11 protein-coding genes and 1 CRISPR repeat array are annotated in these 20103 nt (G+C 69.9%); of the genes, 7 read left to right on the top strand and 4 right to left on the bottom strand.

What is annotated here, in order from left to right; translation table 11 throughout:
* Positions 1–34: 34 nt before the first annotated feature.
* Genes QM788_RS02395 through QM788_RS02365 form a run of 7 tightly spaced genes read left to right on the top strand, consistent with a single transcriptional unit; the run spans position 35 to position 11392 of the window.
* Positions 35–1438, top strand: a complete 1404-nt coding sequence (locus QM788_RS02395; RefSeq protein ID WP_415659872.1) for a glucoamylase family protein — start codon at positions 35–37, stop codon at positions 1436–1438.
* Positions 1435–2754, top strand: coding sequence for a sugar ABC transporter substrate-binding protein (locus QM788_RS02390; RefSeq protein ID WP_415659871.1), 1320 nt, complete (start codon positions 1435–1437; stop codon positions 2752–2754). Before QM788_RS02395 ends, QM788_RS02390 begins: the two co-directional genes overlap by 4 nt.
* Complete coding sequence (locus QM788_RS02385; RefSeq protein ID WP_415659870.1) at positions 2751–3644, top strand: carbohydrate ABC transporter permease; 894 nt, start codon at positions 2751–2753, stop codon at positions 3642–3644. Before QM788_RS02390 ends, QM788_RS02385 begins: the two co-directional genes overlap by 4 nt.
* Positions 3641–4447: a carbohydrate ABC transporter permease gene (locus QM788_RS02380; protein ID WP_415659869.1), complete on the top strand. Its 807-nt coding sequence runs from the start codon at positions 3641–3643 to the stop codon at positions 4445–4447. The genes QM788_RS02385 and QM788_RS02380 overlap by 4 nt, the downstream gene beginning before the upstream one ends.
* Positions 4444–7401, top strand: a complete 2958-nt coding sequence (locus QM788_RS02375) for a hypothetical protein (RefSeq protein ID WP_415659868.1) — start codon at positions 4444–4446, stop codon at positions 7399–7401. Before QM788_RS02380 ends, QM788_RS02375 begins: the two co-directional genes overlap by 4 nt.
* A complete protein-coding gene (locus QM788_RS02370; protein ID WP_415659867.1) occupies positions 7398–8117 on the top strand; it encodes an alpha/beta hydrolase-fold protein in 720 nt (239 codons plus the stop codon). The genes QM788_RS02375 and QM788_RS02370 overlap by 4 nt, the downstream gene beginning before the upstream one ends.
* Positions 8114–11392 (top strand): hypothetical protein, encoded by a 3279-nt coding sequence (locus QM788_RS02365; RefSeq protein WP_415659866.1) that lies wholly within the window; start codon positions 8114–8116, stop codon positions 11390–11392. The genes QM788_RS02370 and QM788_RS02365 overlap by 4 nt, the downstream gene beginning before the upstream one ends.
* A gap of 10 nt (positions 11393–11402) precedes the next feature.
* On the opposite strand, the gene dtd is transcribed toward QM788_RS02365, so the two are convergent.
* The 4 genes from dtd to cas1 form a co-directional block, all read right to left on the bottom strand.
* Positions 11403–11843, bottom strand: a complete 441-nt coding sequence (gene dtd, locus QM788_RS02360) for a D-aminoacyl-tRNA deacylase (protein ID WP_415659865.1) — start codon at positions 11841–11843, stop codon at positions 11403–11405.
* Positions 11840–12733, bottom strand: coding sequence for a cation diffusion facilitator family transporter (locus QM788_RS02355; protein ID WP_415659864.1), 894 nt, complete (start codon positions 12731–12733; stop codon positions 11840–11842). The genes dtd and QM788_RS02355 overlap by 4 nt, the downstream gene beginning before the upstream one ends.
* Positions 12734–12844: 111 nt before the next feature.
* A CRISPR array of direct repeats spans positions 12845–18752; the repeat unit is 36 nt; unit sequence GTTCCGGCCAGAGCGCATTTCCCAGTGAACTAGACT.
* 70 nt (positions 18753–18822) lie between these two features.
* The gene (gene cas2 / locus QM788_RS02350) at positions 18823–19149 is read right to left on the bottom strand and encodes a CRISPR-associated endonuclease Cas2 (RefSeq protein ID WP_415659863.1); all 327 of its coding nucleotides are present in this window, start codon (positions 19147–19149) and stop codon (positions 18823–18825) included.
* Between the two features lie 16 nt (positions 19150–19165).
* Positions 19166–20098, bottom strand: a complete 933-nt coding sequence (cas1, locus tag QM788_RS02345; RefSeq protein ID WP_415659862.1) for a type II CRISPR-associated endonuclease Cas1 — start codon at positions 20096–20098, stop codon at positions 19166–19168.
* Between the last annotated feature and the right edge of the window lie 5 nt (positions 20099–20103).

Here is a 20103-nt window from a genome sequence, read left to right as displayed (position 1 = left end):
TGCGCGCCGCCCTTCCGACATGAACCATTGCTCCTTGAACCGCCGCGCCCTCCTCCTGGCCGGCGCAGGCTCCGCGCTGCTCCCGCTCCCGGCCCGCAGCGCGGACTCGGGCGAGACCGCCTTCCTCGCCGATCTCGAGCGCCGCACCTTCGACTTCTTCTGGGAGACGACGGACGCGAAGACCGGCCTCGCGCCCGACCGCTGGCCGACGCCGTCGTTCGCCAGCATCGCGGCGGTCGGCTTCGCGCTCAGCGCCTATCCCATCGGCGTGGCACGCGGCTACGTCACGCGCGCCCAGGCCCGCGAACGCACGCTGGCGACGCTGCGCTTCTTCGCCGGCCTGCCGCAAGGCCCGGGCCCGGCCGGCGTGGCCGGCCACAAGGGCTTCTTCTATCACTTCCTCGACATGAAGACGGGGCTGCGCTTCGCACGCTGCGAGCTGTCCACCGTCGACACCGCGCTGCTGCTGATGGGCGCGCTGCACGCGCAGAGCTTCTTCGACGGCGCGCATGCCGACGAGGCCGCCATCCGCACGCTGGCCGACGAGCTCTACGGCCGCGTCGACTGGGCCTGGGCGCAGGTGCGGCCGCCCGCCATCAGCCACGGCTGGACGCCCGAGCAGGGCTTCATCCCGTCCGACTGGAAGGGCTACAACGAGGCCATGATGGTCTACCTGCTGGCGCTGGGCTCGCCCACGCGGCCGGTCGGCCCCGAGGCCTACGGCGCCTGGACCAGCACCTACGACGCGCACAGCTGGGGCGAGAGCCACGGCCAGACCTTCCTGCGCTTCCCGCCGCTGTTCGGCCACCAGTTCACGCACTGCTGGGTGGACTTCCGCGGCATCCGCGACGAGTACATGCGCGCCAAGGGCCTGGACTATTTCGAGAACTCGCGCCGCGCCACCTACGCGCAGCAGGCCTACGCGCGCGCCAACCCGCTGGGCTGGCAGGGCTACGACGCCGAGGTCTGGGGCATCAGCGCCAGCGACGGCCCCGCCGACGTGACCCTGCCCTACCGGACGACCACCGGCCGGACCGAGCCGCGCCGCTTCATCAGCTACGCCGGCCGCGGCATGGGCCTGTACGACGACGGCACGCTCGCGCCCTACGCGGCCGGCGCGTCGATCGCCTTCGCGCCCGAGATCGTCATCCCGGCGCTCAGGGCCATCAAGGCGCGCCACCCCCACACCTGGGGCCGCTACGGCTTCTTCGACGCCTTCAACCCCAGCTTCACCGACACCGGCGTGAAGCTGCTGCACGGCCGCATCGAACCCGGCCGGGGCTGGGTGGACGTCGACCTGCTGGGCATCGACCAGGGCCCGCTGCTGGCGATGATGGGCAACCACCGCGGCGAGCTGATCTGGCAGGTCATGCGCAGGAATGCCCACCTCGTGCGCGGCCTGAAGCGCGCCGGCTTCACCGGGGGCTGGCTGGCATGACGCGCCCGCTGCGGCCCACGGCCGCCGCCGGATGGACGCGCCGCCGCCTGCTGGCGGCCGGCGCGGCCGCGGCGGCGGGCGCCGGGCTGCCCGGCTGCCAGCGCGGCAGCGGCACGACCACGCTGCGCTTCTGGGCCATGGGCCGCGAAAGCGAGGTCGTCGCCGAGCTGATGCCGGCCTTCGAGCGCGAGCACCCGGGCGTGCGCGTGAAGGTCGAACAGCTGCCGTGGACGGCCGCGCACGAGAAGCTGCTGACCGCCTTCGCCGGCGACGCGACGCCCGACCTCGCCCAGGTCGGCAACACCTGGCTGCCCGAGATGCAGGCGCTGGGCGCGCTGGAGCCGCTGGAGCCCTGGCTCGCGCGCACGCCGGCGCTGGCCGCGGCCGACTACTTCGACGGCATCTGGGCCACCAACGCGCCGCAGGGCCACCGCGTCGGCCTGCCCTGGTACGTGGACACGCGGCTGATGTTCGTGCGCCAGGACCTGCTCGCGCGCGCCGGCGTCCCGCGCATGCCGCGGGACTGGGACGAATGGGCCGACGCGCTCGCGCGCCTGCGCCGGCACGGCATGGCCTCGCCGCTGCTGCTGCCCACCAACGAGTTCGAACCCCTGCTCGCGCTGGCGCTGCAGCAGCCGGGCGAGCTGCTGCGCGACGGCGGCCGCTTCGGCAACTTCTCGTCGGCGGACTTCCGCCGCGCGCTGGGCTTCTACGTCGAGCGCTTCCGCCGCGGCGACGCGCCGGGCCTGACGAACAACCAGGTCGCCAACCTCTGGCAGGAGTTCGGCCGGGGCATGTTCGCCTTCTACGTGTCGGGGCCGTGGAACATCGGCGAGTTCAAGCGCCGCCTGCCGCCCGAGCTCGCCGGGGCCTGGGCCACGGCCGAGTTGCCCGGCCCGGACGGCCCGGGCGCCTCCATCGCCGGCGGCGCGAGCCTGGCGGTGTTCCGGCGCTCCCGCCACAAGGCCGAGGCCTGGGCGCTGATCGGCTACCTGAGCCGCCCCGACGTGCAGCTGGCCTTCTACCGCCTGACTGGCGACCTGCCGCCCCGGCGCAGCGCCTGGGCGATGCCGCTCGCCGATGGCGCGACGCTGGCCGAGGACCGCCACGCGGCCGCCTTCCGCCGCCAGCTCGAGCGCGTGCGCCCGGCGCCGGCCGTGCCCGAATGGGAGCGCATCGCGCAGGAGATGCAGCTCAGCGCGGCGCGCGTCGTCGGCGGGCGCGACGGCCTGGATGCCGCCGTGCGCGGCCTGGATGCGCGCGTCGACGGCATCCTCGAGAAGCGCCGCTGGATGCTGGACAGGGCGGCGGCATGAACGGCGGCCGCGAGTCACTCGCCGCCTGGGCCTTCGCGGCTCCGGCGCTGGCCGTCATCACGCTGTTCTTCGGCGTGCCGGTGCTCGCGGGCCTGGCGTTGAGCCTGACCGACTTCGACATCTACGCGCTGGCCTCGCTGAGCAACCTGCGCTGGCAGGGCTGGGACAACTACGTCCAGGTGCTGCACATGCCGCTGTTCTGGCAGGCGCTGGGCAACACGGCCTATTTCGTCGTGCTGGGCGTGCCGCTGTCCATCGGCCTGTCCCTGGCCGCGGCCGTGCTGCTGCAGTCGCGGCTGGTGCGCTTCAAGCCGCTGCTGCGCACGGCGCTGTTCGCGCCGGTGGTGACCACGCTGGTCGCCGTCGCCGTGATCTGGCGCTACCTCTTCCATGTCAAGTACGGCCTCGTGAACCACGCGCTGCAGTCGCTCGGCATCGACCCCATCGACTGGCTGGGCGACCCGCACTGGTCCATGCCCACCATCATCGGGTTCGCCGCGTGGAAGAACTTCGGCGGCAACATGATCATCTTCATCGCCGCGCTGCAGGCCGTGCCGCAGGACCTGTACGAGGCCGCCCGGCTGGACGGCGCGAAATCCTGGGCGCAGTTCCGCCACATCACGCTGCCCGGCATCGCGCCGACGCTGCTGATGGTCGCCATCCTGACGACGGCCGGCTACTTCCAGCTCTTCGCCGAGCCCTACGTGATGACGCAGGGCGGCCCGCTGCAGAGCACGGTCAGCGTGCTGTACCTGATGTACGACGAAGGCTTCAAGTGGTGGAACCTGGGCCTGGCGTCGGCGGTCGCCTTCGTGCTCTTCGTCGTCATCGTCGTGGTCAGCAAGGGGCTGATCGCGCTGCAGCGGCGCTGGATGGGGGCCGACGCATGAAGCGCCTGCTCGTCAACGCGCTGCTGTGGGCCTTGGCGGGGCTGGCCGTCTTTCCGCTGGTGTGGATGGCCTGCGTGTCGCTGATGCCGGCCGGCGGCGCCTCCACGCTGCCGCCGCCGCTGTGGCCGCACGAGCCGACGCTGGCGCACTACCGCCAGCTGCTGGGCGACGGCGGCCTGAAGCGCGCCTTCGCCAACAGCCTGGGGCTGGCCATCGCCAGCACCTGCGTGTCGGTCAGCTTCAACACGCTGGCCGGCTACGCCTTCGCCAAGCTGCGCTTCCGGCACCGGGAGCGCGTGTTCGGCCTGCTGATCGCCGCGCTGGTGATCCCGGGGCAGGTGGCCATGCTGCCGCTGTTCCTGATGCTCAAGGGCCTGGGGCTGGTGAACACCTGGATGGGCGTGCTGATCCCCAGCATGGCCGGCATCTTCGGCATCTTCCTGGTGCGGCAGTACGCACGCGGCGTGCCCGACGAGCTGCTGGAGGCCGCGCGCATCGACGGCGCCGGCGAGTGGCGCATTTTCTGGAGCATCGTGCTGCCGGTGCTGAAGCCGGTGCTGGTCACGCTGGCGGTGTTCGCCTTCCTGGGCAGCTGGAACGATTTCATGTGGCCGCTCATCGTGCTGACCGACGGCGAGATGCACACGCTGCCGGTGGCGCTGGCGGCGCTGTCGCGGGAGCATGTGCAGGACAGCGAGCTGATGATGGCCGGCGCGGTCATCACGGTGCTGCCGGTGCTGGTGTTGTTCATCGCCTTGCAGCGCTACTACATGCAAGGCCTGTTGATGGGAAGCGTGAAGTGAAAAAAGCATGGGCCGCCCTGTTGCTGCTGGCCGCCGCCCGGTTCTCCGGCGCCGCGGTGCTCGATGACATGCGGGACGCGAGCGCCTGGCGGGCCTCGGCGTCCGACCAGGTGCGCGCCAGCCTGCGCCGCGACGCGCAGGACGGCAGCCTGTGCCTGGACTACGACTTCTCCGGCGTCTCCGGCTACGCCGTCATGCGCCGCGAGCTGCCGGTGGACTGGCCGGCCGATTTCGCGCTCACCGTGCCGCTCAAGGGCCGCGGCGGGGCCAACGACCTGCAGATCAAGTTCGTCGACGCCGGCGGCGACAACGTCTGGTGGATCAACCGCCGGGCGCCGGCCTGGCCGGAGCGGCTGACCGAGTCCAGCTTCAAGCGCCGCCACGTCGCCTTCGCCTGGGGCCCCACCGCGGAGCGCGTGCTCAAGCGCAGCCGCTTCATCGAGTTCGTCGTCGTCGCCGGCCAGCAGGACGGGGGCGGGGCCGGCGCCGTGTGCGTCGGCGCGCTGGGCCTGCAGCCGCGGGACCCGGCGCCCCCGGCCTGGCCGGAGCCCGCGCGCAAGCTCGGCGGCGGCGAGATGACGCTGGACTACCGGCGCCTGCGCGAGTTCAACGGCCTGTGGTTCGCCAGCGGCGCGGCCACGCGCGTGGAGGTGTCGGACGACGACCGCCGCTGGAAGCTGCTGGCCACCGACCCCGGCCGCGCGCTGTTCCTCGGCGAGCAGGAATGGCGCTGGCTGCGCGTGCGCTTCGCGGGCCGCAAGCCGCCCGAGGTGCAGCTGCGCGACGCGGCGCAATGGCCCGACCGCAACGCCGCCGTCGCCGAGCTGGCCCGGGCGCTGCCCCGCGGCGACCTGCCGCGCGCCTTCGTCGGCGAGCAGAACTACTGGACCGTCGTGGGCGTGGACGGCGGCGCGCAGCGCTCCGGCCTGGTCAGCGAGGACGGCGCCATCGAACTGACGCGCGGCGGCCCCAGCATCGAGCCGGCCATCCAGCTCGCCGACGGCCGCCTCGTCACCTGGGCGCAGGTGCGCACCGAGCACGAGCTCGTCGCGCAGGCGCTGCCGGTCGTGCAATGGCGCCACGGCGACGTGGAGCTGCGCGTGGCGGCCGCGGCCGACGGCCCGGCCGGCGCGCCGCACCTGCTGGCCCGCTACACGCTGCGCAACCCCACCGGCCGGGCGCAGCGCTACGCGCTGCTGCTGGCGCTGCGCCCGTGGCAGGTCAACCCGCCGCAGCAGTTCCTGTCCACGCCGGGCGGCATCAGCCCGCTGCAGGCGCTGGCCTGGGTGGACGGGCGGCTCACGGCGGCCGGCCTGGCCGTCACGCCCCGCGAAGCGCCCACCGAGGTGCGCGCCGCGCCGTGGCGCGCCGGCCCCGGCCTCGCCACGCTGCTGCAGGCGCCGCCGCTGCGCACGCTGGCCGACCCCGAGGCGCTGCCCTCCGCGCTGCTGCGCTTCGACGTCGAGCTGGCGCCGGGCGAGGCCCGCGAGTTCGGCTGGGTCACCGGCGACGATGCGGCCGCGCTGGACACGCGCCTGGCCGTCGCCGCCGCGCAGTGGCGCGACCGCCTGGGCCACCTCGGCCTGCGCCTGCCGCCCGTGGCCCGGCCCGTGGCCGACACCATGCGCAGCGCGCTGGCGCAGATGCTGATGTCGCGCGACGGCCCGGCGCTGCGGCCCGGCACCCGCGCCTACGCCCGCTCCTGGGTGCGCGACGGCGCCATGATGGTCGCCGGCCTCGTGCGCATGGGCGAGGCGCAGGTGGCGGCCGAGTTCGTCGACTGGTTCGGCGGCCACGTGTTCGCATCGGGCAAGGTGCCCTGCTGCGTGGACCAGCGCGGCGCCGACCCCGTCGTCGAGAACGACAGCCACGGCCAGTACCTGTTCGCGGTGGCGGAGCTGTACCGCCACACCCAGGACCGCGCACTGCTGGCGCGCCACTGGCCCCGGGTGCAGCGCGTCGTCGCCTGGATGGACGGCCTGCGCCGCAGCGAGCGCCGGCCCGGCGCCGATCCGCGCTTCAAGGGCCTGATGCCGCCGTCCATCAGCCACGAGGGCTACTCGGACAAGCCGGCCTACTCGTACTGGGACGACTTCTGGGCGCTGCGCGGCTACAAGGACGCCGTGCAGATCGCCCAGGCGCTGGGCGACGCGGCGCGGGCCGGCGCCTGGGCGGCCTCACGCGACGAATTCGCGGCCGACCTCGCGGCCTCCATCGCGGCCACCGCGAAGCACTACGGCCTGGACCACGTCGCCGGCGCGGCCGACCGCGGCGACTTCGATGCCACGTCCACGACCATGGCGCTCAACCCGGCGCAGGCCGAGGACCTGGCCCCCGGGCTGCTGCGCGGCACCTTCGACCGCTACGTGGACGAGGCCTTCGCCCGCATCGACGGGCGCAAGCCCTGGAAGGACTACACGCCCTACGAACTGCGCAACGTCAGCGCCCTGGTGCGGCTGGGCCGCGTCGACGAGGCGCACCGGCTGCTGGCGTGGTTCCTCACCCACCAGCGCCCCGCGGGCTGGCAGCAGTGGGCCGAGGTCGTGCTGCCGGATGCGCGCCAGGTGCAGTTCCTGGGCGACATGCCGCACGCCTGGATCTCGTCCGACTACCTGCGCGCCGCGCTGGACCTGTTCGCCTACGAGCGCGAGGCCGCGCTGGTGCTCGGCGCCGGGCTGCCGGCCGCATGGCGCGCGGCGGGCGACATCGGCGTGAGCGGCCTGTCCACGGCCTGGGGCCGGCTGGACTACCGCCTGGCGCGCCGCGAGGCCGGCGGCTGGGAGCTGGCCATCGACCGCCGGCCCGAGCGCCTGGCCGGCGAGCTGCGCCTGGCCTGGCCGGGCGCCGAGCCGCTGCCGCGCGCCAGCGCCGAAGGCCGCGAGCTGCCCTGGCAGGGCCGCGAACTGCCGCTGCCGCCCGGCATCACGACCGTCCGACTGGAGCCCCGCCCATGATGAACCGCCGCCAGTTGCTGGCCGCCTCGCCGGCGCTGCTGACCGCCTGCGCCGCGCTGCCGCCCACCGTGCCGGACGGCCTCGCCGCCGGCGAGCAGCGCGCCTGGCAGCTCGCCGGCGAACGCCTGTGGCTGTGGCTGCCGCACGGCTATGCGCAGCGCCGCGAGCGCTGGCCGCTGCTGGTGTTCCTGCACGGCTCCGGCGAGCGCGGCACGGACCTCGGCCAGGTCAAGGTGCACGGCCCGCCCCGGCTGGCGGCGGCCGGGGCGGACTACCCGCTGGTGCTGGCCAGCCCGCAGCTGGAGGCGGGCGTGCGCTGGGAGCCCGCGCGGCTGCACCGGCTGCTGCAGGCGCTGCAGGCCCGCCTGCACGTGGACCGCCAGCGCAGCCTGGCCACTGGCCTGAGCCTCGGCGGCCATGGCGTGTGGAACTGGGCGTGCCGCCACCCGCGCGACCTCGCCGCCATCGCGCCCGTCTGCGGCTACGGCGACCCGGGCGCCGTGCCGGCGATGCGCGAGGTGCCGGTGCGGGCCTACCACGGCGGCGCCGACACCGTCGTGCCGCCGGCCCGCCAGCAAGCCTGCGTGGACGCGCTCAACGCCGCGGGCGGCCGCGCCACGCTGACCCTCTACCCCGGCGTGGGCCACGACGCCTGGACGCCCGCCTACCAGGATCCCGGGCTGCTGCCCTGGCTGCTGGCGCAAAGACAAGCATGACCCCTCACCTGATCCGCAACCGGGCCGGCCTCGCAGCCGAGCTGCTGTCCCACGGCGCGCTGCGCCGGCTGCTCGCGCCGGGCCTGATGCTCAACCTCTTCCCCGGCAACGAGCTCGAAGGCGGCCCGGCCAACGTCTGGCTGCGCCGGCGCGATGCCGGCGGCGACTGGCAGGCCCGGCCGCTGCTCGGCCCGCAGTCGCCGCTGCAGGCGCACGCGGGCGAAAACGCCTTCGAGATGCGCGGCGACTGGCAGGGCCTGGCGCTGCGGCTGCAGCTGCGCCTGGCCGCCGACGAGACCACGCTGTTCTGGCACCTGCTGGCCGAGAACACCGGCGCCGGCGCCTGCGAGATCGCCCCCGTCCTCGTGCAGGACCTGGGCCTGGCCGACCCCGGCGCCATCCGCACCAACGAGTTCTACGTCAGCCACTACCTCGACCTGCAGCCGCTGCACGACCCGCGGCACGGCGTGCTGCTGGCCGCACGCCAGAACCAGGCCCAGCGCGGCCGCCACCCCTGGCTGCTGGCCGGCTCGCTGCGCCGCGCCGAGGGCTACGCCACCGACGCCGCCCAGGTCTGGGGCCACGCCGCCCGCGCGGGGCTGGCGCCGCCGGCCATCGCCGCCGGCCTGCCGGGCGCGCGGCTGCAGCAGGAGCATGCCCTCGTCGCGCTGCAGGACGAGGCCGTCACGCTCGCCCCCGGCGGCCGGGCCGCGGCCGGCTTCTTCCTGGCGCTGCAGGCCCACCACCCGGCAGCCAGCGGTGACGCCGACCTGGCCCGCCTGCCCGCGCAGCTGGCCCTGCCGGAGGCCCGGCCCGCCGCGCCGCTGCCGGCGCCCGGCCGGCCGCCCGCCGCCAGCCTGTTCGCCAGCGCGCCGCCGCTGGCCGTGCTGGACCTCGACGCGCCGTCGCTGGGCCGCTTCGGGGCGCGCCGCCACGAGGAATGGCTGGACGGCCGGCTGCTGAGCTTCTTTGCCGGCGACGCCGGCCACGTCGTGCTGCGCGCCAAGGAGCTGCTGGTGCAGCGCCCGCACGGCCACATCCTGCGCAGCGGCGACCACCTCGTGCCCGACGAGGGCGCGCTGACCTCCACCTGCTGGATGGGCGGCGTCTTCCATTCCATGCTGACCCAGGGCCACGTCAGCATCAACCGCCTGCTGTCCACGCAGCGCAGCCTGCTGGGGCTGTTCCGCACGGCCGGGCTGCGCGTGTTCGTGCGGCAGGACGGCGGCGGCTGGCAGCTGCTCGGCCTGCCGTCCGCCTTCGAGATGCAGCCGCGGCGCTGCCGCTGGCTCTATGCGCACGCGGGCGGCCTCATCGAGGTCGTGGCCGAGGCCGGCGCCGCGCCCGACGAGATGGGCTTCGCGCTGCGCGTGCTGGACGGCGCCCCGCTGCACGTGCGCGCCAGCCTGAACCTCGCGCTCGGCGACGACGACGGCGCCGAGCCGCCCCACCCGGCCTGGGCGCGCAGCGGCGACCGCCTGCGCATCACGCCGCCCGAGGGCAGCGGCCTGGCCGGGCGCTTCCCCGGCGGGGCGCTGCTCATCGACGCGCCGGGCCTGGCCGGCGCCGGCGGCGACGGCCTCCTGTTCGCCGACGGCGCCAGCCGCGGCGAGCCGCTGCTGGTGCTGGACTTCGCGCCGGCCCTGGCCGTGGCGATGACGCTGCGCGGCGCGCTGCTGCAGGCCGCGCCGCCCGCGCCGCAGCCGCTGGCGCTGCCGCAATGGCAGGGCAGCCACCCGCCGCTGGCCCAGCTGCGCGACATCCTGCCCTGGTACGCCCACAACGCCCTCGTCCACTACCTGTCGCCGCGCGGCCTGGAGCAGTACTCCGGCGGCGGCTGGGGCACGCGCGACGTCTGCCAGGGGCCGCTGGAGATGCTGCTGGCGCTGGGCCTCACCGCCCCCGTGCGCGACCTGCTGCGGCGCGTCTTCGCGGCGCAGAACGCCGACGGCGACTGGCCGCAGTGGTTCATGTTCTTCGAGCGCGAGGCGGACATCCGGGCCGGCGACTCGCACGGCGACATCGTCTTCTGGCCGCTGCTGGGCCTGGCGCAATACCTGCTCGCCAGCGGCGACGCCGCACTGCTCGACGAGCTGCTGCCCTGCCACGGCGGCGAGCCCGCGACGCTGGCCGCGCACGTCGAACGGGCGCTGGCGTTGATCCGCGCGCGCGTCGTGCCCGGCACGGGCCTGGCGGCCTACTGGCATGGCGACTGGAACGATTCGCTGCAGCCCGCCGACCCCGCGCTGCGCGAGCGCCTGTGCAGCGCCTGGACGGTGACCCTGCACCACCAGACGCTGCACACGCTGGCCGCCGCCTTCGCGCGGCTGGGCCGTGCGGACCAGGCGGCCGGCCTGGCGGCCGAGGCGGCCGGCGTGCGCGCCGAGTTCCAGCGCCTGCTGGTGCAGGACGACGTGGTCGCCGGCTATGCGCTGTTTCCCGAGGCGGGCGGGCGCGAACTGTGGATCCACCCGCGCGACACCCGCACCGGCCTGCGCTACAGCCTGCTGCCGATGATGCATGCCGTGCTGGACGACCTGCTCACGCCGGCCCAGGCCCGGACCCAGGCCGACCTGATCGAACAGCACCTGAAAGGCCCCGACGGCGCCCGGCTGTTCGACGCGCCGCTGCCCTACCGGGGCGGCCCGTCGCGGCTGTTCCAGCGCGCCGAGACGAGCAGCTTCTTCGGCCGCGAGATCGGCATCATGTACATGCACGCCCACCTGCGCTATGCGCAGATGCTGGCGCACCTGGGCCGGGCCGAGGGCTTCCTGCAGGCGCTGATGCTCGCCCACCCCATCGCGCTGCGCGAACGCGTGCCCAGCGCCAGCCCGCGCCAGGCCAACTGCTACTACTCCAGCTCCGACGCCGCCTTCCCCAACCGCTACGTCGCCCAGGCCGCCTATGGCCGCGCGCTGGCCGGCGAGGTGGCGCTGGACGGCGGCTGGCGCATCTACTCCAGCGGCCCCGGCATCGCGCTGGGCCTGGTCATCGGCTCGCTGCTGGGCCTGCGCCTGGAGCACGACGCGCTGGTGGTGGACCCGGTGATGCCGCCGCCGCTGGACGGCCTGCAGGTGCAGCTCCAGCTGGCGGACCTGCGCTTCGAGCTGACCTACCGCGTCGGCCCGCAAGGCCACGGCGTGGCGCGCGTGTGCGGCGAGGCCGGCGGCGAGCTGCCGGCCACCCGCCGCCCGCATGCCTACCGCCTCGGCGCGCTGGCGCTGGCCCGGCCGGCACCGGGCAGCGTGAACCGCTGGACGATCGAACTGGGTTGATCGCGCGGAGTCAGGCGACGCGCAGCGGAATCGTCACCGGCCCGTCGTTGACGAGGTGCACCTGCATGTCGGCGCCGAACCGGCCGCTGGCGACGTCCGCATGCTGCCCGCGCGCGAACGCCAGCGTGTGCTCGTAGAGCCGGCGGCCCAGCTCGGCCGGCGCCGCGCCCGTGAAGCTGGGCCGGTTGCCGCCCCGGGTGTCGGCCGCCAGCGTGAACTGGCTGACGATGAGCAGGCCGCCGCCCACGTCCTGCAGGCTGCGGTTCATCTTGCCGGCCTCGTCGCCGAACACGCGCAGCTTCAGCACCTTGGCGACCAGCTTCTCGGCGCTGGCCTCGCCGTCGCCCGGCTCGGCGCAGACCAGCATCAGCAGGCCCGGCCCGATGGCGCCGACGACGGCGCCGTCCACCTCCACGCGCGCCTCGCGCACCCGTTGCAGCAGCGCGATCACGCCAGGTCCTCGCCGTCCAGGGTGTGGGCTTCCACGTCCGTCGGCAGCAGCTGGATGCTGGGGTGCAGCCCCGGCACCGCGCGCATCAGCGCCTGCTCCACCTCGCCGCGCAGCGCCGCCGCGCGACCCAGCGTGAGGCCGGCGGGCAGGTGCATGTGCAGGTCGATGAAGCGGCGCCGGCCGGCCACGCGGCTGACGACGTGGTCGAAGCGCACCGCGCGCCCGCGCCGGAAGCCGTCCAGCACGCCCTGCACGTCGGCGAGGCTGGCGGCGTCCAGCGCCTGGTCCATCAACCCGCCGCTGGCCTGGCGGACCAGATGCCCCCCTTCGCGCAGGATGTTCAGCGCGACCAGGCCGGCCAGCAGCGGGTCCAGCCACTGCCAGCCGGTCGCCATCACGCCGACCAGCCCGGCCACGACGCCCGCGGAGGTCCACACGTCGGTCATCAGGTGGCGGGCGTCGCCCTCCAGCGCCACGGAACGCAGCTCGCGCGCCTTGCGCAGCATGGCCCAGGCCAGCGCGCCATTCAGCGCCGAACTGGCGACCGACAGCGACACGCCTAGGCCCAGGGCCTCCAGCGGCTGCGGATGGCGCCAGCGGTCCGCCGCGCCCCACAGGATGCCCAGGCCGGCGGCGATGATGAGGATGCCCTCGAAGCCGCTGGAGAAGTACTCGGCCTTGTGGTGGCCATAGGGGTGGCCGGCGTCCGGCGGCTGCGCGGCCAGCGTCACCATGGCCAGCGCAAACACGGCGCCGGCCAGGTTGACCAGCGACTCCAGCGCATCCGCCGCCAGGCTGACCGAGCCCGTCCACCACCAGGCCGCCGCCTTCAGCGCGATGGTCACGAGGGCGACCGCGACGGAAAGCTTCAGGTAGGCGCTGGCGTGCATGGGGCTGGATTGTCCAGCGGTAGCCGGCGCCCGACAGGAAATTGGCGGCCTGTGGCCGGAGATGGGTGTCGAAAGTAGACTGTCGGCGTTCTTCACCACATCGCCGTTGTGGTTCCGGCCAGAGCGCATTTCCCAGTGAACTAGACTTCGAACATGGGTTTGCTGTGCATGATCCAGTTCCGGCCAGAGCGCATTTCCCAGTGAACTAGACTGTGTCCGCCGCTTGGGCGACGGGGGTGCGAGTTCCGGCCAGAGCGCATTTCCCAGTGAACTAGACTCATCGGCGGCGAGGAGTTCGTGGTGGTTTGGTTCCGGCCAGAGCGCATTTCCCAGTGAACTAGACTCCCGGTCCTGAAGAACCTCCTGTCGGCCGAGTTCCGGCCAGAGCGCATTTCCCAGTGAACTAGACTAAGGCCGCCGCGATCCTGCTGAAGTGGCCGGTTCCGGCCAGAGCGCATTTCCCAGTGAACTAGACTTTGCACGACCTCCAGCAGCTCCGGCGCCGCGTTCCGGCCAGAGCGCATTTCCCAGTGAACTAGACTGCTCAGCACGCGAGCCACGGTGCTGTCGCTGTTCCGGCCAGAGCGCATTTCCCAGTGAACTAGACTCGCGCCCAGCAAATGGTGCGCGTCAGTGTAGTTCCGGCCAGAGCGCATTTCCCAGTGAACTAGACTCCGCTGCCCGGTCGTTACAAGCGTCATATGGTTCCGGCCAGAGCGCATTTCCCAGTGAACTAGACTTGACGTGGATGGCGAAGTGCAGCGCCTGAAGTTCCGGCCAGAGCGCATTTCCCAGTGAACTAGACTCACCGCGCCCCCCGCTGCCGACCCTGCCGTGTTCCGGCCAGAGCGCATTTCCCAGTGAACTAGACTCGCGGACCTGTACGGTGCGAACCTGCGCGGGTTCCGGCCAGAGCGCATTTCCCAGTGAACTAGACTCGCCGCGCTCGAGGAGCACGCGGACGGCATGTTCCGGCCAGAGCGCATTTCCCAGTGAACTAGACTAAGCCGACAACGTTGACGCACGAAGACACGGTTCCGGCCAGAGCGCATTTCCCAGTGAACTAGACTGCGAAGCAGATCATCGAGAACGTTCAGCGCGTTCCGGCCAGAGCGCATTTCCCAGTGAACTAGACTCTGCGCGACTTGTGCCTGACCGTCGACGCGGTTCCGGCCAGAGCGCATTTCCCAGTGAACTAGACTAGAACCGTTACGTCAAGCAGCGATGGTTCCGTTCCGGCCAGAGCGCATTTCCCAGTGAACTAGACTGATCGCGCGCAACGCCAAGGCCGAGCGCGAGTTCCGGCCAGAGCGCATTTCCCAGTGAACTAGACTTCGAGAGCGTCAAATGCGCCATCTACAGAAGTTCCGGCCAGAGCGCATTTCCCAGTGAACTAGACTCCCAAGGTGGAGCGGGTGGACATGGTCCTTGTTCCGGCCAGAGCGCATTTCCCAGTGAACTAGACTAGATGTCGCCGCGCCCGTTCAAGCATGCTGGTTCCGGCCAGAGCGCATTTCCCAGTGAACTAGACTGGTTCAGCAGTTCGGCGGCCTGGTCGGGCGGTTCCGGCCAGAGCGCATTTCCCAGTGAACTAGACTCGCACGCGGCAAAACCGTACGAGCAATGGCGTTCCGGCCAGAGCGCATTTCCCAGTGAACTAGACTGCGCTTGAGGTCGAGCGTGTCGTCGGCGAAGTTCCGGCCAGAGCGCATTTCCCAGTGAACTAGACTAGCGGCCAATCAACAACAACGGCGCCGCAGGTTCCGGCCAGAGCGCATTTCCCAGTGAACTAGACTACCGCGAAGGCGGCTTTGACGTTCGCGGCAGTTCCGGCCAGAGCGCATTTCCCAGTGAACTAGACTGTCGGCGGCGCAGGTGGCATCGGCGCATTCGTTCCGGCCAGAGCGCATTTCCCAGTGAACTAGACTAATCGTCCTGCATCGCTACCTGCCTATCTGGTTCCGGCCAGAGCGCATTTCCCAGTGAACTAGACTGGCAGCGGCTCGCTGCGCAGCGTGCGGTCGGTTCCGGCCAGAGCGCATTTCCCAGTGAACTAGACTGGCACGCCATGACGTTGAACATCGAGCTTTGTTCCGGCCAGAGCGCATTTCCCAGTGAACTAGACTGAGCGCGGATGACGCCTGCCCGAAGTGCGGGTTCCGGCCAGAGCGCATTTCCCAGTGAACTAGACTCGCACGCGAGTTCGCATTCGTAAAGCGCCTGTTCCGGCCAGAGCGCATTTCCCAGTGAACTAGACTTTCTCGGCCTTGGCCTCGCGGATGGCGGCGGTTCCGGCCAGAGCGCATTTCCCAGTGAACTAGACTGCCGGGCTTGAAGCGAACCAGGCGGCCCGCGTTCCGGCCAGAGCGCATTTCCCAGTGAACTAGACTGCGCCGGCCCTGCGTGCCTCTTATCCCCAAGTTCCGGCCAGAGCGCATTTCCCAGTGAACTAGACTCACCAGCGCCTCGTATTCCTTCTCGCTCACGTTCCGGCCAGAGCGCATTTCCCAGTGAACTAGACTGCCGGCTGAGCGAAGGGGCCGCCCCGGGTAGTTCCGGCCAGAGCGCATTTCCCAGTGAACTAGACTCCGCAGCTCCCGCATCCGCTCATGGTCCTGGTTCCGGCCAGAGCGCATTTCCCAGTGAACTAGACTGGCGTCACCCTTCGGGTGCGTCAGCATGAAGTTCCGGCCAGAGCGCATTTCCCAGTGAACTAGACTGCGGTGAGCTTCTCCAGCAGCGGCGTGTAGGTTCCGGCCAGAGCGCATTTCCCAGTGAACTAGACTTCTCCCCGCTTCTGGCCAGCACGCCCGTCGGTTCCGGCCAGAGCGCATTTCCCAGTGAACTAGACTGCGGCGGCGCAGTTCGCATCGCGCATACTGGTTCCGGCCAGAGCGCATTTCCCAGTGAACTAGACTCCAGCCGCGCCGTTGGTCACTGGCAGCCCCGTTCCGGCCAGAGCGCATTTCCCAGTGAACTAGACTCGAAGCCCTCGGCGAGTGCGCCGAGCACGCGTTCCGGCCAGAGCGCATTTCCCAGTGAACTAGACTGCGGTGACGAAGGCGTTGCCATCCCGTTCCGTTCCGGCCAGAGCGCATTTCCCAGTGAACTAGACTCGAACTCGCCTCTCACCTGCTGCATGTAGCTGTTCCGGCCAGAGCGCATTTCCCAGTGAACTAGACTGCGGATGCGCAGCGGCCCGTCAGCGCCGGCGTTCCGGCCAGAGCGCATTTCCCAGTGAACTAGACTGTCGCCGGGGTGGCGTGGGTACAGCCAGTAGTTCCGGCCAGAGCGCATTTCCCAGTGAACTAGACTCGTCGTAGCTCGCAAGCGTGGCGGTTGCGCGTTCCGGCCAGAGCGCATTTCCCAGTGAACTAGACTTCTCCCGGAGCGCGGCGCCTGCCGCGACGGTTCCGGCCAGAGCGCATTTCCCAGTGAACTAGACTTGGCAGGCGGGCACCTGGCGCGGCAAGCTGGTTCCGGCCAGAGCGCATTTCCCAGTGAACTAGACTCCGCCAACTGCTCCCTGCCCGACACCTGGGGTTCCGGCCAGAGCGCATTTCCCAGTGAACTAGACTAGCGGCATGCGCCGGCAGAAAGACCCCGGCGTTCCGGCCAGAGCGCATTTCCCAGTGAACTAGACTGCCCTCGCCGTAGTAGCGCATCAGGAAGGCGTTCCGGCCAGAGCGCATTTCCCAGTGAACTAGACTGGCGCTGGCCGTTGTGGAGGAACTTGTCCGGTTCCGGCCAGAGCGCATTTCCCAGTGAACTAGACTGAACTCGATCAGGGTCGGCAGCACGGTGTTGTTCCGGCCAGAGCGCATTTCCCAGTGAACTAGACTCTGGCGCTGCGCGACGTGCTGGACGGCCACGTTCCGGCCAGAGCGCATTTCCCAGTGAACTAGACTACAGAGCCCGTGGGGGATGTACCCGCGCTGGTTCCGGCCAGAGCGCATTTCCCAGTGAACTAGACTCGGGAATCCTGAAAGGATCACATCATGAGCAGTTCCGGCCAGAGCGCATTTCCCAGTGAACTAGACTGCGGCTCATGACGACGAATGGGCTGATGATGTTCCGGCCAGAGCGCATTTCCCAGTGAACTAGACTCATGCAGCGCGAGCACCAGCAAAAGCTGCGGTTCCGGCCAGAGCGCATTTCCCAGTGAACTAGACTATGTCGCCGCCGTCAATCAAGCCCGTTTCTGTTCCGGCCAGAGCGCATTTCCCAGTGAACTAGACTCGGCCTACTTCGGCTGCGCTGGCCCGGGGCGTTCCGGCCAGAGCGCATTTCCCAGTGAACTAGACTCCCCTGCTGCGCGAACCCATGGACGCGCTCGTTCCGGCCAGAGCGCATTTCCCAGTGAACTAGACTCAGCTGACGAACCTCCAGAACGTGGCGCCAGTTCCGGCCAGAGCGCATTTCCCAGTGAACTAGACTGTCAAGCACATTCATCGCAATGAGGTTTGGGTTCCGGCCAGAGCGCATTTCCCAGTGAACTAGACTCGATCCGGACAAGGCGCGCGAGTTCCACGAGTTCCGGCCAGAGCGCATTTCCCAGTGAACTAGACTCTGCTGCCGATGGTGAAGCTTGGGACCGTCGTTCCGGCCAGAGCGCATTTCCCAGTGAACTAGACTCAGGTGCTCCAGCGGGCCGTCGTTGTCGATGTTCCGGCCAGAGCGCATTTCCCAGTGAACTAGACTGGCCTCCGGTTTGGTTGTGCGGTGGAACTAGTTCCGGCCAGAGCGCATTTCCCAGTGAACTAGACTGCGATGGCCTGGTAGATGTCCATCGTGTGGGTTCCGGCCAGAGCGCATTTCCCAGTGAACTAGACTCGCTGACGGCCGCTGGGCGCTCACCGCAGGGTTCCGGCCAGAGCGCATTTCCCAGTGAACTAGACTGATCGCGGCGACGGCGTACTCCACCGCCGCGTTCCGGCCAGAGCGCATTTCCCAGTGAACTAGACTATCTCGAAGCGGTATCTGCCGGGCAAGTAAGTTCCGGCCAGAGCGCATTTCCCAGTGAACTAGACTCCGCTGGGACAGCGCGGCCGGGAGCAACAAGTTCCGGCCAGAGCGCATTTCCCAGTGAACTAGACTCGCCCAGCTCGAGGCCGTAGTGCACGACCTGTTCCGGCCAGAGCGCATTTCCCAGTGAACTAGACTTGCATCGAAAGGCTTGCGCGTTGCCTTGTCGTTCCGGCCAGAGCGCATTTCCCAGTGAACTAGACTCGCCAACATTTTCCGGCACTTCGCGGTCATGTTCCGGCCAGAGCGCATTTCCCAGTGAACTAGACTACTCGGGGAGCTGCTCGGCCAGTCCCGGGGTTCCGGCCAGAGCGCATTTCCCAGTGAACTAGACTGATCCCGACGCCTATGCGCTACGAGTGCGTGTTCCGGCCAGAGCGCATTTCCCAGTGAACTAGACTGAACACCCGAAAGGCCCACACGCGCGCGCCGTTCCGGCCAGAGCGCATTTCCCAGTGAACTAGACTCAGTCCTTCTCTGTCACGACGGAGTTCTGGGTTCCGGCCAGAGCGCATTTCCCAGTGAACTAGACTAGCGGCCAATCAACAACAACGGCGCCGCAGGTTCCGGCCAGAGCGCATTTCCCAGTGAACTAGACTGCGCGTCGACAGCATCAATCAGACTACGGGGTTCCGGCCAGAGCGCATTTCCCAGTGAACTAGACTCCGGAGGGTCCGCACCCACACGGACGTGTCGTTCCGGCCAGAGCGCATTTCCCAGTGAACTAGACTGCATCTTTCTTCGCTGACTCCGGCGACTTCGTTCCGGCCAGAGCGCATTTCCCAGTGAACTAGACTAAGGACAGTAGGGCGGTTACCTGTTAATAAGTTCCGGCCAGAGCGCATTTCCCAGTGAACTAGACTCACGGCGGCGGGCTGGAACTTCGGCGTCAGTTCCGGCCAGAGCGCATTTCCCAGTGAACTAGACTGCCCATGGCCTGCACGCGCAGGTGGTCCTTGTTCCGGCCAGAGCGCATTTCCCAGTGAACTAGACTAGTTCGGCACTAAGCCCTTGATTCGTCAAGGGTTTTTTGCTTTTTAGCGACGTCGGAAGCATGTCTGCGGCTAGAAGAGGTCGAACTGATCCGGTGCTTTTTTCGCGGGCTGCTTGGCCTTGCCTTGGTAGCTGATGATGCGTTCGTACTGCTTGTCGGTGAACTGCAGGATATGGACCTTGCCGCCCGTGGGCAAGGCGCTCTCGACGCGGCGGCAGTAGGTCTCGACCTGCGTGCCGCTGGTGCAGAAGCGCATGTAGACACTGAACTGGCTCATCTCGAAGCCCATGTCCAGCAGCGCATTGCGGAACTCGGTGGCGGCGCGGCGCTCGGACTTCTCGACCACGGGCAGGTCGAACATGACCACCATCCACATCAGCCGGTATCCCGTGAGCATGTGGCCGGCCTCGCCCTCATTCATCGTCCCGCAGGGCGGACGCCAGCGACAGCGGCAGGCCGGGCAGCGGCAAGTCCAGCTTGTCGCGCTCACCCAGGTAGACCTGCGCCAGCGACACGGCCAGCCGCTGCGCACAGACGGTCACGGGCGTCGCGCCTGCGGCCGTTTGCATGTCGTCGTAGAGCGTGCGAACCAGCGCGCGTTTGGAATCCGGGTTGACCAGTTCTTCGCCATTGCGCCGCAGTTGCCAGACCTTGAGGTCGATCATCGGCCGGAACGGCTCCATCAGGTCGTCGACCAGGCGCATCGCGTTGTTGTCGTGGCTGTGGTGCAGGCCGATGCCCGGATGCAGGCCGGCGGCAATGACGGCACGGGCCATCGCCGCACGCATGACGGTATAGCCATAGTTGAGCAGGCCATTGAGCCCGCCTCCTTGCTGATCGCGCCGGAAGCCCTCGCCAAACAATAGACCCCAGTAGCGCCGGGCGCCCTGGGCTTCCAGGTTGTCGGGGTCGCCGCTACGCACCTTGGCGGCCAAGGCGGTGAGCGGTGCAGTCGGCGCGCCCGCCGCTTCGAGTGCGGCGGCCTGCTGCTCCAGCTTGGAGCGCACCACGGCGGCCCACATGCGTTTATGCGTGGGTAGGTTGGCGGCGATCTGCGCCTCGATGCGTTTGGACTGCTCGAAATTGCCCTCGATGGGCAGCAGCATGCCCACTGCGTTGTGGTTGGCGCCGCACAGCACGAAGGGCGCGCCGCGCTCGGCCAGCGCCACCAGCAGGTTGTTGGTGTAGCTCAGGCCCTGCGCATTGGCGATCACGGCGGCAATGTCGTCCAGCGGCACCTGCCCCAATTCCCTGCCCGGACCTTCGGTGTCCTTGACGACCATGAAGCCACGGTGCATGAACAAATGCCGCCGGTCATCGGCCACTTCGACGATGCGGCCGATCATGAGGC

This window comes from Roseateles sp., from assembly GCF_047654785.1.
Lineage (GTDB): Bacteria > Pseudomonadota > Gammaproteobacteria > Burkholderiales > Burkholderiaceae_C > Pelomonas.
This window is presented reverse-complemented; position numbering and strand designations above follow the sequence as displayed.

Bases quoted from the DNA above. Each gene is read 5' to 3' on its own strand.
- QM788_RS02390 (WP_415659871.1), top strand. From the start codon at position 1,435: ATGACGCGCCCGCTGCGGCCCACGGCCGCCGCCGGATGGACGCGCCGC.
- QM788_RS02385 (WP_415659870.1), top strand. From the start codon at position 2,751: ATGAACGGCGGCCGCGAGTCACTCGCCGCCTGGGCCTTCGCGGCTCCG.
- QM788_RS02380 (WP_415659869.1), top strand. From the start codon at position 3,641: ATGAAGCGCCTGCTCGTCAACGCGCTGCTGTGGGCCTTGGCGGGGCTG.
- QM788_RS02370 (WP_415659867.1), top strand. From the start codon at position 7,398: ATGATGAACCGCCGCCAGTTGCTGGCCGCCTCGCCGGCGCTGCTGACC.
- QM788_RS02365 (WP_415659866.1), top strand. From the start codon at position 8,114: ATGACCCCTCACCTGATCCGCAACCGGGCCGGCCTCGCAGCCGAGCTG.
- QM788_RS02355 (WP_415659864.1), bottom strand. From the start codon at position 12,733: ATGCACGCCAGCGCCTACCTGAAGCTTTCCGTCGCGGTCGCCCTCGTG.
- cas2 (WP_415659863.1), bottom strand. From the start codon at position 19,149: ATGCTCACGGGATACCGGCTGATGTGGATGGTGGTCATGTTCGACCTG.
- cas1 (WP_415659862.1), bottom strand. From the start codon at position 20,098: ATGATCGGCCGCATCGTCGAAGTGGCCGATGACCGGCGGCATTTGTTC.